Source organism: Klebsiella sp. BIGb0138 (genome assembly GCF_004342285.1).
Taxonomy (GTDB): domain Bacteria; phylum Pseudomonadota; class Gammaproteobacteria; order Enterobacterales; family Enterobacteriaceae; genus Klebsiella.
On record NZ_SMCV01000005.1, the window covers coordinates 152,684 to 168,581 of the forward strand.

Annotated in this window: 14 protein-coding genes; 8 read left to right on the plus strand and 6 right to left on the minus strand. The window is 59.2% G+C overall.

Going from position 1 to position 15,898, the window contains the following annotated elements; translation table 11 throughout:
- Nucleotides 1–8: 8 nt before the first annotated feature.
- The 3 genes from lsrB to lsrG are packed head-to-tail and all read left to right on the plus strand — an operon-like array spanning nucleotide 9 to nucleotide 2,214.
- The gene (gene lsrB / locus EDF73_RS13425) at nucleotides 9–1,022 is read left to right on the plus strand and encodes an autoinducer 2 ABC transporter substrate-binding protein LsrB (RefSeq protein WP_132729614.1); all 1,014 of its coding nucleotides are present in this window, start codon (nucleotides 9–11) and stop codon (nucleotides 1,020–1,022) included.
- An 11-nt stretch (nucleotides 1,023–1,033) separates the two neighbouring features.
- The gene (lsrF, locus tag EDF73_RS13430; RefSeq protein WP_132729615.1) at nucleotides 1,034–1,921 is read left to right on the plus strand and encodes a 3-hydroxy-5-phosphonooxypentane-2,4-dione thiolase; all 888 of its coding nucleotides are present in this window, start codon (nucleotides 1,034–1,036) and stop codon (nucleotides 1,919–1,921) included.
- On the plus strand, nucleotides 1,918–2,214 hold the full coding sequence (gene lsrG / locus EDF73_RS13435) for a (4S)-4-hydroxy-5-phosphonooxypentane-2,3-dione isomerase (protein ID WP_132729616.1): 297 nt from the start codon (nucleotides 1,918–1,920) through the stop codon (nucleotides 2,212–2,214). Before lsrF ends, lsrG begins: the two co-directional genes overlap by 4 nt.
- Before the next feature lie 55 nt (nucleotides 2,215–2,269).
- On the opposite strand, the gene ygjG is transcribed toward lsrG, so the two are convergent.
- Both ygjG and EDF73_RS13445 read right to left on the minus strand, forming a co-directional pair.
- Nucleotides 2,270–3,649: a putrescine aminotransferase gene (gene ygjG, locus EDF73_RS13440; protein WP_132729617.1), complete on the minus strand. Its 1,380-nt coding sequence runs from the start codon at nucleotides 3,647–3,649 to the stop codon at nucleotides 2,270–2,272.
- A gap of 253 nt (nucleotides 3,650–3,902) precedes the next feature.
- Entirely contained in the window at nucleotides 3,903–4,457 is a 555-nt protein-coding gene (locus tag EDF73_RS13445) for a PadR family transcriptional regulator (RefSeq protein ID WP_132729618.1), read from the minus strand.
- A gap of 238 nt (nucleotides 4,458–4,695) precedes the next feature.
- On the opposite strand from EDF73_RS13445, the gene EDF73_RS13450 reads away from it, so the two are divergent.
- Entirely contained in the window at nucleotides 4,696–5,469 is a 774-nt protein-coding gene (locus EDF73_RS13450) for a siderophore-interacting protein (RefSeq protein WP_132729619.1), read from the plus strand.
- 117 nt (nucleotides 5,470–5,586) lie between these two features.
- Here EDF73_RS13450 and EDF73_RS13455 read toward each other — a convergent pair whose 3' ends face one another.
- The 4 genes from EDF73_RS13455 to dhaK form a co-directional block, all read right to left on the minus strand.
- On the minus strand, nucleotides 5,587–7,245 hold the full coding sequence (locus EDF73_RS13455; RefSeq protein WP_132729620.1) for a glycerone kinase: 1,659 nt from the start codon (nucleotides 7,243–7,245) through the stop codon (nucleotides 5,587–5,589).
- Nucleotides 7,246–7,321: 76 nt separating this feature from the next.
- Complete coding sequence (dhaM, locus tag EDF73_RS13460) at nucleotides 7,322–8,743, minus strand: dihydroxyacetone kinase phosphoryl donor subunit DhaM (protein WP_132729621.1); 1,422 nt, start codon at nucleotides 8,741–8,743, stop codon at nucleotides 7,322–7,324.
- A gap of 10 nt (nucleotides 8,744–8,753) precedes the next feature.
- Nucleotides 8,754–9,386, minus strand: a complete 633-nt coding sequence (gene dhaL, locus EDF73_RS13465; RefSeq protein ID WP_132729622.1) for a dihydroxyacetone kinase subunit DhaL — start codon at nucleotides 9,384–9,386, stop codon at nucleotides 8,754–8,756.
- 10 nt (nucleotides 9,387–9,396) lie between these two features.
- Nucleotides 9,397–10,467 carry a dihydroxyacetone kinase subunit DhaK gene (gene dhaK / locus EDF73_RS13470; protein ID WP_132729623.1) on the minus strand — a complete coding sequence of 357 codons (1,071 nt, stop codon included), beginning with the start codon at nucleotides 10,465–10,467 and terminating at the stop codon, nucleotides 9,397–9,399.
- 596 nt (nucleotides 10,468–11,063) lie between these two features.
- On the opposite strand from dhaK, the gene EDF73_RS13480 reads away from it, so the two are divergent.
- From EDF73_RS13480 to EDF73_RS13495, 4 genes are all read left to right on the plus strand, one after another.
- Nucleotides 11,064–12,161: a glycerol dehydrogenase gene (locus tag EDF73_RS13480; RefSeq protein ID WP_132729624.1), complete on the plus strand. Its 1,098-nt coding sequence runs from the start codon at nucleotides 11,064–11,066 to the stop codon at nucleotides 12,159–12,161.
- Between the two features lie 97 nt (nucleotides 12,162–12,258).
- Complete coding sequence (gene dhaR / locus EDF73_RS13485) at nucleotides 12,259–14,184, plus strand: dihydroxyacetone kinase operon transcriptional regulator DhaR (protein ID WP_132729625.1); 1,926 nt, start codon at nucleotides 12,259–12,261, stop codon at nucleotides 14,182–14,184.
- Nucleotides 14,185–14,336: 152 nt separating this feature from the next.
- Nucleotides 14,337–14,834 carry an RNA polymerase sigma factor gene (locus EDF73_RS13490; RefSeq protein WP_132729626.1) on the plus strand — a complete coding sequence of 166 codons (498 nt, stop codon included), beginning with the start codon at nucleotides 14,337–14,339 and terminating at the stop codon, nucleotides 14,832–14,834.
- Nucleotides 14,835–14,907: 73 nt separating this feature from the next.
- The gene (locus EDF73_RS13495) at nucleotides 14,908–15,876 is read left to right on the plus strand and encodes a FecR domain-containing protein (protein WP_132729627.1); all 969 of its coding nucleotides are present in this window, start codon (nucleotides 14,908–14,910) and stop codon (nucleotides 15,874–15,876) included.
- Nucleotides 15,877–15,898: the final 22 nt, after the last annotated feature.

Here is a 15,898-nt window from a genome sequence, read left to right on the forward strand (position 1 = left end):
ATAACAAGATGAAAGCAAAGCATATCCTGCAAATAAGCACCCTGGCGCTGGCCATGAGCGTCGCGGCGGCCCAGGCGGCCGACCGTATCGCCTTTATTCCTAAGCTGGTCGGCGTCGGTTTCTTTACCAGCGGCGGCAACGGCGCGAAAGAGGCGGGGAAAGCGTTGGGGGTGGACGTCACCTACGACGGCCCGACCGAGCCGAGCGTTTCCGGCCAGGTGCAGCTCATCAATAACTTCGTCAACCAGGGCTACAACGCCATCATCGTCTCCGCCGTGTCGCCGGACGGCCTGTGCCCGGCGCTCAAGCGGGCGATGCAGCGCGGCGTGAAGGTGCTGACCTGGGACTCCGACACCAAACCCGAATGCCGCAGTATTTACATCAATCAGGGAACGCCGCAGCAGCTTGGCGGCCTGCTGGTGGATATGGCCGCCAGGCAGGTGAGCAAACCGGCGGCGAAAGTGGCGTTCTTCTACTCCAGCCCGACGGTGACCGACCAGAACCAGTGGGTGAAGGAGGCGAAAGCCAAAATCGAAAAAGAGCACCCGCAGTGGCAAATCGTCACCACCCAGTTTGGCTATAACGACGCCACCCGCTCTCTGCAAACCGCCGAAGGGATCTTAAAGGCCTACCCGGATCTTGACGCCATCATCGCCCCGGACGCCAACGCGCTGCCGGCAGCCGCCCAGGCGGCGGAAAACCTCAAACGCCAGGGGGTGGCGATCGTCGGCTTCAGTACCCCAAACGTGATGCGCCCGTACGTCGAGCGCGGGACGGTGAAAGCGTTCGGCCTGTGGGATGTGGTCCAGCAAGGCAAAATTGCGGTAAACGTCGCCGATCGCTTACTGAAAAAAGGCGATCTTAACGTGGGGGACAGCGTGGCAGTGAAAGATATCGGGACGCTGAAGGTCGAGCCGAACAGCATCCAGGGCTACCAGTATGAGGCGAAAGGCAACGGTATCGTGCTGCTGCCGGAGCGCGTGGTGTTCACCAAAGAGAACATCAATAACTACGACTTCTGACGGAGGATGAGATGGCAGATTTAGACGATATCAAAGAGGGGAAAGACTTCGGCTTCGACAGGCCGCAGAAGAACACGCTCTATACGTTGAAAGGCTGCGGTTCGCTGGAGTGGGGGATGCAGTCCCGGCTGGCGCGGATCTTTAACCCGCAGAGCAACCGCACGGTGATGCTGGCTTTCGACCACGGCTATTTTCAGGGGCCGACTACCGGGCTTGAGCGTATCGATCTCTCCATCGCGCCGCTGTTTGCTGAGACCGATGTGCTGATGTGTACCCGCGGGGTGCTGCGCAGCCAGGTCCCGGCCGCCACCAATAAGCCGGTGGTGCTGCGCGCTTCCGGCGGTAACTCGATCTTAAGCGAGCTCTCCAACGAGTGCGTCGCGGTGGCGATGGAGGATGCGCTGCGTCTCAACGTCTGCGCGGTGGCGGCGCAGGTCTATATCGGCAGCGAGTACGAACATCAGTCGATTAATAACATTATTAAGCTGGTGGATGCGGGCAACCGCTACGGCATGCCGGTGCTGGCGGTGACCGGCGTGGGCAAAGAGATGACCCGCGACGCCCGCTACTTCTCGCTCGCCAGCCGTATTGCCGCTGAGATGGGCGCGCAGTTCGTTAAAACCTACTTTGTCGAGGAGGGGTTTGAAAAAGTCACCGCCAGCTGCCCGGTGCCGATTGTCATCGCCGGGGGCAAAAAGCTGCCGGAACATGACGCGCTGGAGATGTGCTGGCGGGCGATTGATCAGGGGGCGTCTGGCGTTGATATGGGGCGCAATATCTTCCAGTCCAGCGCGCCGCGCGCGATGCTGAAGGCGGTGAAGAAAGTGGTCCATGAGAATATGAGCGCCCGCGAGGCGTACCAGTTCTGGCAGGAAGAAAAACAGGGAGAGCTGAAATGAACGTGACGCTGGTGGAAATTAATATCAAACCGGAGCGGGTGCATGAGTTTCTCGACGTCTTTCGCGCTAACCATGAGGGGGCGCTGCAGGAGCCGGGCAATCTGCGCTTCGATGTCCTGCAGGACCCGGAAGTGAAGACCCGTTTTTTTATCTATGAAGCCTATAAAGATGATGAGTCGGTGCTGGCGCATAAGAAAGCCCCGCACTATCTGGCCTGCGTGGAAAAGCTGGATGAGATGATGTCGCAGCCGCGGCAGAAGCGCAGCTTTATTGGTTTATTACCGCAGGGATGAGATATTCTCCTCGCCGCTCCCCTCGCCCATACGCAGAGGGGAGGGCGAGGGGAGATCAGGCTTCTTCTACGGAAACGCGCAGAGCTGCCAGCGCCTTACCCGCCGCTTTGAGGACCTGCTCACACTGATCGGACGTCAGCGTCAGCGGCGGTTCAATGCGAATAGTTTTGGCGTTATTCAGCGTCCCGGCGACCAGAACCCGTTGGCGGAACATCTCGCTGGAGAAGTGATAGCCGATTTCGTTATCGACGAACTCAATCGCCATCAGCATGCCTTTACCGCGTACTTCATTTACCAGGTCCGGATACGCGTCAGCCAGCTGCCGGAAGCCGTTCAGCAGCCGTTCGCCTTTCTGTTCCGCCTGCGCCGGGAGATTCTCCGTCAGCAGTACGTTGATCGTCGCCAGCGCCGCCGCACAGGCCAGCGGGTTACCGCCGAAGGTGGTGGTGTGGAGGAACGGATTGTCGAACAGAACCGAGAACACCTCTTCGGTGGCAACCGTCGCGCCAATCGGCATCACGCCGCCGCCGAGCGCTTTGGCGAGGCACAGAATGTCCGGCTGAACGTTTTCGTGCTCGCAGGCGAACATTTTGCCGGTGCGCCCCATGCCGGTCTGTACTTCGTCAAGGATCAGCAGCGCGCCGAACTCATCGCACAGCTTACGTACCGCAGGCAGATAGCCCGGCGGCGGCAGGATCACTCCCCCTTCGCCCTGGATCGGCTCGAGGATCACCGCCGCGACGTCATCACCGGTTTTCTTACACTCGCTGAGCAGCGTGCGCATGGCGTTGATATCGCCAAACGGTACGTGGCGGAAGCCCGGCAGCAGCGGCATAAAAGGCTTACGGAATGTCGATTTGGCGGTGGCCGACAGCGCGCCCAGCGATTTACCGTGAAACGCGCCGCTGGTGGCGACGAAGGTAAATTTGCCGCGCGGCGACTGGTAGGCTTTAGCGAGCTTCAGCGCCGCTTCGACCGACTCCGTACCGCTGTTGCTGAAGAAGCTGTATTTCAGTTTGCCGGGCGTTAAGGCGGCCAGCGTTTTGGCCAGCATGGCCCGCAGCGGGTCAAGTAGCTCCTGGCTATGCAGAGGTTGTTTAGCGAGCTGGTGCTCGACGGCGGAAATCACAACTGGATTACGGTGCCCTACATTAAAAATTCCAAAGCCACCCAGACAATCGACAAACTCTTGTCCTTGCGTGTCGACAAGCGTATTTAAACCTCCCGCCTGCCACTCTACGGCTCCGTAATCCCCGCCAGCGGTGACCGATTTTCGGTACTCTAAAAACCCCGGGTTGACATGTTCTTTAAAGTATTCCCTGACCTCCTGGTTGAGTGCTTTCATCTCCTCATGATCAAGCGTGCGCTTCTCAATGAGATTCAGTGCGTGTGCGCTGCAGGCCAGAGCCGATGCGCTGGAAGGTAACCTGTTCAAAGTGAGCTCCTGGGGCGGGCGTATCACATGATACTGAATTAAGTATTGCAGGGATTACGCCACTTCGGTGGAGGAGCTGAAAATCGGGATAAACGCAGCGTGAAAGCGCAATTGCGCAAGATTTAATCTCACGGCGATATTTTTGGCATGTTTTACTCCTGAACCGGCACAACAACTCACCGTCAGGCGTGCCGCCGCCTGCGTCGCGGCGGTGCAGGCTGCCCGATATGAGGGCAGAGGGCCAGACTACCGATTAATCGAGCTGGGAAATCTCCATCGCCGCGCGATCGATGATGGCGATAATCTGCTTTAGCTGCGCATCGCTGCTGGGCTGCTGGTTCACTTTGATATCCAGTACGGCTTTAAAGTTTTCCAGCGCCCGCTTCATCTGCGGATTTTTACGCAGTTCGTAGCCGACCATCCGGGCCTGCATTCGTGCCTGAATCTGGCCCAGCTGCTCCTGGTTGTCCGCATGCAGGCGGCTGCCTTCTTCGGTAATGGCGATTTTTTTGCGGCCATTTTCCTCTTCGACGGCGATCAGTCCCTGGTCCTGCAGGAGATCGAGCGTTGGGTAGATGACGCCCGGGCTCGGGCTGTAGTTACCCTGAGTTAGATTTTCGATCTCTTTAATCAGTTCGTAACCGTGGCTGGCGTTACGGGTGAGGATATCGAGGATCACCAGGCGCAGCTCGCCGTGGCCAAAGAACCGCTGACGGCGGCCGCCGCCTCTACGGCCATGTTCGCCGTGCTCGCCATGTTCAGGGTGGTGTCCGCGGGACCCGCGGCCTTCTTCATGATGATGTCGCATCGTTAACTCCTGTTTATTTTTGATATATCTAATCTATATCTAAATGTGCTTCCTAAGCAATACGGAGAAATGTTTATTTTTTAATTAATTGATTTTGTTTGATTTATTTTTAGTTTTTGCACTTTGTTGCTTTTTGTTATGCCTATATCAAAAAAAACTTGCATTCTTTTTTAATGGCAATCATTATCATTTACACAAAGTTTAGATATATCTATAAATTTCACGAAGGCGACCGACGATGATAAAAACGAAAGCACCTCAGTACCCACAGCGCGTACGCAACGAACTGCGTTTCCGTGAGTTAACCGTGCTGCGCGTTGAGCGTATCGGCAGCGCCTTCCAGCGTATTGTGCTGGGCGGCGATGCGCTGGATGGCTTTGTTTCTCAGGGGTTTGATGACCATACCAAGCTCTTCTTCCCGGAAGCCGGCGCCGCGTTTGTGCCGCCGGAGGTGACGGAAGAGGGCATTAACTGGGGCGAGGGCGTTCGCCCGGCGACGCGTGATTACACACCGCTGTACGATGCCGGGCGTCATGAACTGGCGTATGACTTTTTTATTCATGACGGCGGTGTCGCCAGCAGCTGGGCGCTGGCGGCGAAGGTCGGCGATAAGCTGGTTATCGGCGGCCCGCGTGGCTCGCTGGTGGTGCCGGAAGATTACGCCTGGCAGCTGTATGTCTGTGATGAATCCGGGATGCCCGCGCTACGCCGTCGTCTGCTGGGACTCAGCCGTCTGCCCGCGCGCCCGCAGGTAACGGCGCTGGTGACGATTGGCGACGAATCTTATCAAGACTATCTGGCGGATCTGCAGGGGTTCAATATTGAGTGGATTGTCGGCCATCAATCGTCAGCGCTGGCTGAACGCCTGGCGCAGGTAAGCGTTCCGGCGCAAGATTACTTTATCTGGCTGACCGGCGAGGGCGCGGTGGTGAAATCGCTGCTCGGCCGGTTTGAAAATGACGAGATTGACCCGCAGCTGGTGCGCTCCCAGGCATACTGGCACAGTAAATAGGCCGGGGTGCGGCAGGCGCGATCCCCGGGCTGCGGCGTCAACGCCTTGCCCGGGCGACCGGCCCCGGCTAAGCGCTGCCGCCGGGGATGTTTATGCGGTTATTAGAAGAAAGAGCGCTTACCCGCGCTGTTTTTCCGCCAGCGTTTTGAACACCATCGCCACCGCGTGGGCGCCCGGATCCATATTGCCCAGCAGGCTGTCGCTGTTGAGGTACGATGCGCGTCCGGCGCCAGCCTTGCTGGCATGGCGAGTGCGCTCGGCGCCCGCTTCTGCCGCGGCAAAGGCCGCCGGTAAATTCTCCGGCGCGGCAAGCAGCGACGCCAGCGCCGGCTGCAGGGCGTCGATCATCGTACGGTCGCCTTCATCCGCCCCGCCATAAAACTTCATCTGCGCCAGACCGGCGTTCAGCGCCTCCGCCACGCTGGCCCCTTGCTCCAGTTTCTGCCCGGCGGCGGTAAAGAAGATCGACATCAGCACGCCGCTGGAACCGCCCATGACCACGGTCAGGCGTTCGCCGATCAGGGCAAACAGGGTGGCAAGGCTGGCGAGCGGCAGCTGCTGGCGGTGCAGCAGGTCGGCAATGTCACGCGCGCCGGCGGCGAAGGTCGATCCGGTATCGCCATCGCCGACTTTCGCATCCAGCGCATTCAGCTGCGTCTCCAGCCCGGACAGCGTGCCGGTGATCTGCTCCACATAGTCCGCCACTGCGCTATTTTCTGAAGGCTGGAACTCCACGCGGCTGCTGCGCAGTGCGGAAGGCATCACGCAGACCGCCCGCGGCTGTACCGGCGTGGGCCAGCTGGCGGTCTCCACTTCGGAAAGCAGCGCCTTTTCAATACTCTCTTCCAGCACGATAGCGGTTATGGAGAAGCCTTTCATATCCAGCGCCGTCACCAGCGACGCCGGGCCCATCAGCCAGTCGATGCGCTGATGGAGCGGCGTGCTGGCCAGTTCGCGGGTCAGGATCGCCATTTCCGCCACCGACACCCCGCCGAGGTTGTTGATCATCACCGCCAGGCGGCCGGTTTGCGGCAGGGCGGCGCTCAGCTTCTCCACCATCAGCTGCACAATCTGCTCACTGTTTTGGGTGGCGATGACCGAGGCGCCGGGTTCGCCGTGAATGCCCATACCCAGCTCGGCCCGATCCGGATGATGGCGCGGCGCGGTTGCGGCTTCCTGCGGCAGGTGGCAGCTGGCGAGGGCAAGGCCGAGGCTACAGGTATGGTTCGCCGCGTACCGGGCTTCGCGCAGCACCGTGGCGAGGTTGTAGCCGCGTTCGGCAAAGTAACCGGCCACTTTATGTACCAGAATGGTTCCGGCGATCCCGCGCGGATGTTTATTATCCGGCAGCGAAATATCGTCGCCGACGATCAGCATCTCGACGCTATAGCCCAGGCGGCGCGCTTTCTCGGCGGCGAGGCCGAAGTTAAGGCGATCGCCGGTATAGTTTTTAACGATCAGCAGGCAGCCCGCTTCGCCGGTGACCGCCTGAATCGCGGTCAGCACCGCATCGACGCTCGGGGAGGCAAAAATATCGCCGCAGACGGCGGCGGTGAGCATCCCTTTACCGATAAAACCGACGTGGGCAGGTTCATGGCCGGAGCCGCCGCCGGAAATCACCGCAACGTTGTTTTTGTTCAGATCGCGACGAACGACCACGCGAATCGCCGGGTCGCTCTCCAGCCGCGCCAGGTTATTCCACGGACTGGCGATAATCGTCCCTTCAATGACTTCGTCGACGAGGCTGGCGCGCTGATTAAAAAAGAATTGAGACATAACGGTTCCTGGAGGTTGAGCGAAAACACAATCCCCGGAGGCGGTGCCTCCGGCGTTAAGAAGGGGTACAGACTATTTACCCGCGGATAATACGCTTCCCGGCGACATCAAGCGTGAGCGCTTCGCCGCTGCGCACGTTTTTCAACGCCTCTCCCTGCTGACACAGGCAGGCGATACCGGCCTGGCGCGCGATAATCGCGGCGTGGGACACCTCGCTTCCCTCCTGCAGGCAGATTCCTTTCACCATCCGGCGCTCCAGCTGCAGTACGGTGGAGGGGAAGATATCGTCGGCGATGATAATGGTCGGCTCACTGACCGCCAGCGGCGCTTCGCTACGGCCCTGCAGATGACATCGCGTCCGGTGGAGAAGATCTTCAATATCAATATAGCGCGCCTGCAGGTAGGTATCGCTCAGATGACGATACTGCTGGCTGAGATCGGCCAGCACCTGATACCACGCCCATTCGGCGCCGCACTGTTCATCGCGCATAAGATCGCAGGCGGCGTCATATAAGTCCGGGTCATCAAGCAGGGTATGGTGGCCGGAAAAAATGGCGGCGATATCGGCGGAATAATTCTCCTCCGCCAGAGTGGTCAACGCGTTGAGGTCCGCCAGCGTCTGGTCAATGGCCTGTTTCAGGCGCCGCTGCTCCCGGGCGTTATCCGCGCCGTGTTGCCGCAGCGGCGCGGCGTGCGGCAGCGGGTAAAGTAGCGCTGTCCCCCGGACGCGCGCGACAGACGGCGCGCGAGCAGCCGGAGCGGCGTCCGGCCGCTCGCCAAAGTTCTCTGCCGCCAGCGCCTGGAACGCCGCCAGCGCCGCTTCGGCATCCGGCCCGCGGGCCAGCAGCCTTAAGGTATCGTTGCAGCGTACCTGTAGCAGCGCAATCTGGTTGATACTGTCCGGCGATACGCATTTGCCATCTTTTTCCAGCACCAGTTCGGCATTAAAGCCGGCTAATGTCGCCACCAGGCGTGATGCCGGGCGAACGTGTAAACCGTTGTGGTTTTTAATCACCACGGAGAGGGACTGCCCGCTACGATCGTCGGCGTTTGCCGCGGCCGCTGGGCTCTCTGCTGAGGGCGATGGTAATCCCAGCTGTACGCGTTTGGCCTCCAGCGCGCTCATCGCGTCGCGGATCACTTTCTCGATATCCGATCCGCTGGCGGCGCTGACGGTGGCCGCCAGCGTGCCTTCAACCAGCGGCGCCGCGCACAGACGGACTTTCGCCGCAATGGCCGGATCGAGGAGATCCAGCGCGGTTTCGGCGCTGAGCAGGGCGCTGCCAATATCCATCATCACCAGCACGTGGTCAGTATCGGCAACGGATTCAATCGCCTCCATCACCTTGAGCGGATCGGTGCCGATCGGGTTTTCAGGATCGTCAATACCGGCGGCGATCGCCAGCTTACAGCCGTCGCCGATTAACATCTGCCGGGCCAGTTCTCCGACACCTTCGCCCAGCTGGGCGCTATGAGAAACAATAACCAGGTTTACCATCGCTTTATCCTTACTCTTTGGCTGCGGCAGCCAGCTCCTGAATCATAAACATCACCGAGGTTGCGCCCGGATCCTGATGCCCGATGCTGCGCTCGCCGAGATAGCTGGCGCGGCCTTTACGGGCCTGCATGGTGATGGTGGCATGTGCGGCGGTTTCGGCTTGTTGCGCGGCGGTATCCAGCGCGTGCTGTACCGACAGGTGCTGTTCACTGGACTGGCGCAGCGAGTCGACCACCGGCAGCCAGACGTCGCACATGGTTTTGTCGCCGGGCTCCGCTTTCCCACGGTTCACCACGCCGTCGGCCCCTTCGCGTATCATCTGATACAGCTCGTCGAGGGTCAGGCTTTGGTGGGCCTGGGTGACCTGGGCGGCGCGAATAAAGAAGGTGCCGAACAGCGGGCCGCTGGCGCCGCCGACGTTGGAGAGCAGCGTCATTCCGGTATTCTTGAGGATAAAACCGATGTCTTTATCGGCAATCGACGGCAGTTTCTCCACCACTTTGCTGAAGCCGCGATGCATATTCAGTCCGTGGTCGGCGTCGCCAATTTCTTTATCCAGCCCGGTCAAAAAATCTTTCTCCGTAGTGAAGATGTCGCCGCAGCGATAGAGCCAGTTAACGATTTGGGTTCTGTTCAGTGACATGGTGTGCTCCTTAATGGCCCCAGTTCAGCGCCGGGGTATGGACCGGGGCGTCCCACAACGCCAGCGTATCGTCGTCGACTTGCAGCAGGGTGAGGGAAAAGCCCACCATATCCAGCGAGGTGCAGTAGCTGCCGATGAGGTTGCGTTCAATCGTGATACCGTTCTCCTCGCAGCGTGCCGCCAGGCGGTGGTATACGCCGTAGAGCTCAGAGAGCGGGGTGGCGCCGAGGTTATTCACCAGCGCGATGACGCGATCGCCCTTTTGCAGCGCCTGCTTGCTCTGCTGAACATCCTGCCAGCTGCCTTTGACGTTATCCCACTGGCGCAGCGTGCGGCTGTAGGTGCCGTTTTCCAGCAGGGTGTCGAACATTTCATCGACGGTACGATCGAGCGAGCTGAAGGGACGGCGGTCGATGCCCGGCTCGCCGTGAATGCCGACGCCGAACTCCATCTCATTATCCTGTAATTCGAATGACGGCTGCCCGGCGGCCGGTACGGTGCAGGCGCCCAGCGCGATCCCGATCGAGTGGCCGAGGTTATTAAGTCTGCGGCCCAGCTCGGCACAGGCTTCCAGCGAATCGCCGCGTTCGGCGGCGGCGCCAACCAGCTTCTCAATCAGCACGGTATTCGCCACTCCGCGCCGCCCGGCGGTGTAGAGGCTATCTTTGACCGCGACGTCATCATCGATCACCACGGTGGTGACCTTCACGCCGCTTTCGTGCAGCAGCTCGGTGGCGGTTTCGAAGTTGAGAATATCTCCGGTGTAGTTTTTGATGATCAGCAGGACGCCTTCGCCTCCGTCGATATGCAGCGCGCACTCGAACATTTTATCCGGCGTCGGCGAGGTAAAGATCTCGCCCGGACAGGCGCCGGCAAGCATACCCTGGCCGATATAGCCGCAGTGCATCGGTTCGTGCCCGCTACCGCCGCCGGAGAGCAGCGCCACTTTTCCGGCCACCGGCGCATCGGCGCGGGTGACGTATACCGGCTCCTGATGCAGCGTTAATTCAGGATGGGCTTTAGCGAGGCCAAGTAGTTGTTCACTCAGTACATCTTCGACACGGTTAATCAGTTTTTTCATTATTCATGCTCCGTCGGAGTGATGCGATGCGGCCTCTCTGCGCACGGAGGCGGTCATCGTGTAGGGATGTCGTCCGGCGTGAAGAACAGCCCGACGATGTAGAGATTCTGGCTGAGTTAGCGCAAAAGAAAACGCCGTTAAAATGGGTTTCATTACGGAACGTGATTATTATTTTTTGTTCCGTAATGAAACATTATTGGTCGGATAAAGAGAAAAATGCGACCTGAGGCGATTTTTTCGCCCTCATTCTGTCCGCGATAAGTGAGCGAAGAGGCCGCTATTTCTGCTCATTTTATGCTGCGATGGACGGCTGAGTTAGGGTGTTATCCGGTTGGTTGTCCGACTTTGCGTTAAACGGGCGGATCGGGATCGCAATCCCGTCGTTTTTCCGCGATGAATGTTCCAAAATGGAACGCGTAAAATTGTTCTCTGTTTCATATCAGAACAAAATCGGCAAAAATTTTTTTGTTCGCCGCGCGCCCTACAGTATTTGCATCGCTCCGGATACGCTCCCGTTCCCGCCATCAGCAGAAGGCCGAACAGGATGACGCCAGAGCTTATCATGTAAAACATGCACTTATTTGAGGGTGAAAGGAATGCTAAGAGTTATTCAATCTCCGGCCAAATATCTTCAGGGACCTGATGCCTCCACGCTATTTGGTCAGTATGCCAAAAACCTGGCGGACAGTTTTTTCGTGATTGCCGATGAGGTGGTCATGAAGCTGGCGGGTGACAAGGTGCTCAACGGCCTGCATAGCCACGACATCAGCTGCCACGCGGAACGGTTTAATGGCGAATGTAGCCATGCGGAAATCAATCGCCTGATCGCGATTTTGCAACAGCACGGCTGCCGCGGCGTGGTGGGGATAGGCGGCGGGAAGACGCTCGATACCGCCAAAGCCATTGGTTATTACCAGAAGCTGCCGGTGGTGGTGATCCCGACCATCGCCTCTACCGATGCGCCGACCAGCGCGCTGTCGGTTATTTACACCGAAGCCGGTGAGTTTGAAGAGTATCTGATCTATCCGAAAAACCCGGATATGGTGGTGATGGACACGGCGATTATCGCCAAAGCGCCGGTGCGCCTGCTGGTCGCCGGGATGGGCGATGCGCTCTCCACCTGGTTTGAGGCGAAGGCCTGCTTTGATGCCAGAGCGACCAGCATGGCCGGCGGTCAGTCCACGGCGGCGGCATTAAGCCTGGCCCGCCTGTGCTATGATACGCTGCTGGCTGAAGGCGAAAAAGCGCGCCTTGCCGCCCAGGCCGGCGTGGTGACCGACGCGCTGGAGCGTATTGTCGAGGCCAACACCTACCTCAGCGGCATTGGTTTTGAAAGCAGCGGCCTTGCCGCCGCGCACGCGATCCATAACGGCTTTACCATTCTGGAAGAGTGTCACCACCTGTACCATGGCGAAAAAGTGGCGTTTGGCACCCTCGCGCAGCTGGTGTTGCAGAACAGCCCAATGGAAGAGATTGCAACGGTGCTGAACTTCTGCCAGAAAGTGGGCCTGCCGATGACGCTGGCGCAAATGGGTGTCAAAGAGGGCATCGAAAGCAAAATTATGGCGGTGGCGAAGGCTACCTGCGCGGAAGGCGAAACTATCCATAACATGCCTTTCCCGGTCACGGCCGACAACGTGTACGCCGCCATTCTGACGGCCGATCTGCTCGGCCAGCAGTGGCTGGCGCGTTAACGCCTCGCTCTCGCTGTGGATGAAGGGTACAACGCGTTTCTCCCCTCCGCCCGTGATGGGCGGAGGGGTTATCTATTATTCAACAGCGGAAAGGGAAATGACGGCGCAGACTCAGGACTCCGGTAAAACAGTATCCTCCGTTATCAGCCAGTCGTGGCAGCGCTGCAGTAGGTTTATGCCGCGGGAAACCTGGCAGGCGCCGCATCAGGCGCAGGGGCTGACTTTCGAATCGATCTGTCGGCGGAAGACCGCGCTGCTGACCATTGGTCAGGCCGCGCTGGAAGATGCCTGGGAGTTTATGGATAGCCGCCCCTGCGCGCTGTTTATCCTCGATGAGTCCGCCTGTATTCTCAGCCGCTGCGGCGATCCGCAGACGCTGGCGCAGCTGGCGGAGCTGGGGTTCCTTGACGGCAGCTACTGCGCGGAAAGCATCATCGGCAGCTGCGCGCTTTCGCTGGCCTCAATGCTGGGGCAGCCGGTGAAAACCTCAGGCGATCAACATTTTAAACAGGCGCTCCACGGCTGGTCATTTTGTTCGACGCCGGTGTTTGATAACCACGGCCGCCTGTTTGGCTCCATTTCGCTGGGCTGTACAACCGACCAGCAGGCCTCCTCTGACCTGTCGCTGACCCTGGCTATCGCCCGCGAAGTGGGCAATTCGCTGCTGACCGACAGCCTGCTGGCCGAGTCCAACCGCCATCTCAACCAGATGTATGGCCTGCTGGAAAGCATGGATGACGGGGTGATGGCGTGGAACGAGCAGGGGGTGCTGCAGTTCCTTAACGTGCAGGCGGCGACGCTTCTGCATCTTGATGCGCAGTCCAGCCAGGGGAAAAATATTCACGAGCTGGTGACCCTGCCGGCGCTGTTGCGCCGGGCGATCAAGCACGCCCGTGCGCTGAGCCATGCCGAAGTGACTTTTGAAAGCCAGCATCAGTTTATCGATGCCGTCATTACCCTCAAGCCGATTGTCGAAGAGCAGGGCAACAGCTTTATTTTACTGCTGCACCCGGTGGAGCAGATGCGCCAGCTGATGACCAGCCAGCTGGGCAAGGTGAGTCATACCTTCGAGCAGATGTCATCCGACGACCCGGAAACCCGGCGGCTGATTCATTTTGGCCGCCAGGCGGCACGGGGCAGTTTCCCGGTTTTGCTGTGCGGTGAAGAGGGGGTGGGCAAAGAGCTGCTCGGCCAGGCAATTCATAATGAAAGCGAGCGCGCCGGCGGCCCTTATATTGCGGTGAACTGCCAGCTGTATGCCGACAGCGTGCTGGGGCAGGATTTTATGGGCAGCGCGCCGACCGATGATGAAAACGGCCGCCTGAGTCGTCTGGAGCTGGCCAGCGGCGGAACCTTATTCCTCGAAAAAATCGAGTATCTGGCGCCGGAGCTGCAATCTGCGCTGCTGCAGGTGATTAAGCAGGGGGTGTTAACCCGTCTCGATGCCCGACGCCTGATCCCGGTGGATGTCAAAGTGATTGCCACAACCACCGTCGATCTTGCCAACCTGGTGGAGCAGAACCGCTTTAGCCGCCAGCTTTATTACGCCCTGCACTCGTTTGAGATCGTCATCCCGCCGCTGCGGGCGCGGCGCAACAGTATTTCATCGCTGGTACACAACCGCCTGCGCAGCCTGGAGAAGCGCTTTTCGTCGCGGCTGAAAGTGGACGATGACGCCCTGGCGCAGCTGGTGAACTACTCGTGGCCGGGCAATGATTTTGAACTCAACAGCATTATTGAAAATGTCGCCATCAGCAGCGACAACGGCCATATTCGCCTGAGCAACCTGCCGGACTATCTCTTTTCCGAGCGGCCGGGCAGCGACGCCGCCTCGCCGCTGTTACCCGCTAGTCTGACCTTCAGCGCCATTGAAAAAGAGGCCATTATTCATGCCGCCCGCGTCACCAGCGGCCGGGTGCAGGAGATGTCCCATCTGCTCAATATCGGGCGGACGACGCTGTGGCGCAAGATGAAGCAGTATGATATCGACGCCAGCCAGTTTAAGCGTAAACATCTGGAGTAGCGCCGCCGCGGCCTTTCCCGGCGGCGCTCTCTGCTACCGTGTCCCCCCTCCTCGAGTATCCCCGCGTCCGGGTCGGTAACGTCACAGTTGAAAATGAGAATCATTTATGTGATTTATAGTGGCTTTGGTGCCAGCCCTTCAGGGAAAAGTGAATGTCCAATATTGAGCTGCAGGTGCTGTTTGAGCGTCATGCCCAGCCGCTGTTGGCGTATCTGAAAAGCCAGCTGCATGATGCGCAACTGGCTGACGATCTGATGCAGGAGAGCTTTGCCCGGCTCACCGAGCATTATCCACAGGGAAAAATTCAGGATAGTGAGTCCTATCTGTTCCGTACTGCCCGGAATTTGCTGTTCGATCATTACCGTCAGCTGCAGCGACGGCAAACGACGGCGTTCAGTGCCGATGAGATGGCCCATTTTCCCAGCGGCGATCCGAATGCGGAACAACGCGCGATTGATCAGCAGCAGGCCGAGAGGATTATCGCTCAGCTGATGACCCTGCCGGAGCGGACGCAGACTATTTTTCGTCTCAGCCGGTTTGAGGGCGTGGCGCAGGCGGATATTGCGCAGCGGTTGGGCGTGTCGCTCAGCACGGTAGAAAAACATCTGGCGCAGGCGCTGGCAGCCCTGCTGTGCGGAATGCAGAAATAATGGCATTTTTTTTACGGGTTTTACCTGTTTCAAACGTCTTAATGATTAACCCGGATAGTCAGGAAGCAGTGAAATGAGTCAGTTAAGTGAGGCAATACGTCAGCAGGCCGCGCTATGGGCTGTGAAAATGGCCGAGCGGTCGCTGAGCGATGAGGAGGAGCGGGCGATGACCGCGTGGCGGGATGAAGATCCGCAGCATCTCGATGCGCTGATTCAGGCGCAGCAGCTGTGGCTGATGCTCGGCGCGTTGCCGCGATCTGCCCCGGCTGACTCGTCCCCGAATACGCCATCCTCCACCGTGGTTCCCCTACCGGCCCGGGCGGCGGTCCGAGCCCGCTGGCGCCACTGGGCGACGGCCGCTGTTGTTCTGCTGGCGCTCCTCCCCGTGCTGTTTCTGCTTCCCGATCCCTGGCTGCGCTGGCAGGCCGATTATTACACCGCCGTCGGCGAAATCCGCCAGGTCACATTACCGGACGGCAGCCGGGTGGATCTCGATAGCCGCAGCGCCATCGCCCTGCATTTTAACGACAACGAGCGGCGCATCACGCTCCTCTCCGGGCACGCCTGGTTTACCGTGGCGCCGCTTAGCCGTCGCGAGACGCGCCCCTTTCGCGTAGAAGCGAAGGGCGGCATCACCCAGGCATTAGGTACGCAGTTTAGCGTCGATCTCGCTGGCGGCGGCGCGGATGTGGCGGTACATGAGCACAGCGTGCGGGTCAGCTATAAAGGGCAAACGCTGGTGCTGGCCGAACAGCAGGGGGCGCACTATGCCGATAATCAATTGACGCGACGCCCGGTTGCGCCAGCGCAGTTTGCCTGGCGCCGCGGCTGGTTGATTATCGATAAACAGCCGGTCCGCGAAGCGGTGGCGCAGATAAATCGTTATCAGAGCCAAACGATTATCGTGATTAACCCGACGCTGAGAAAGCGGATCGTCAGCGGCACTTTCGCCCTCAATCAGCCTGAACGCGCCATTACCACCCTGTGCCAGACCCTGGGCGCGAAGCAGATGACGCTGCCGGGAATGACGTTGCTGTACTGAGTCTGACGGCCGTATTCCGCCG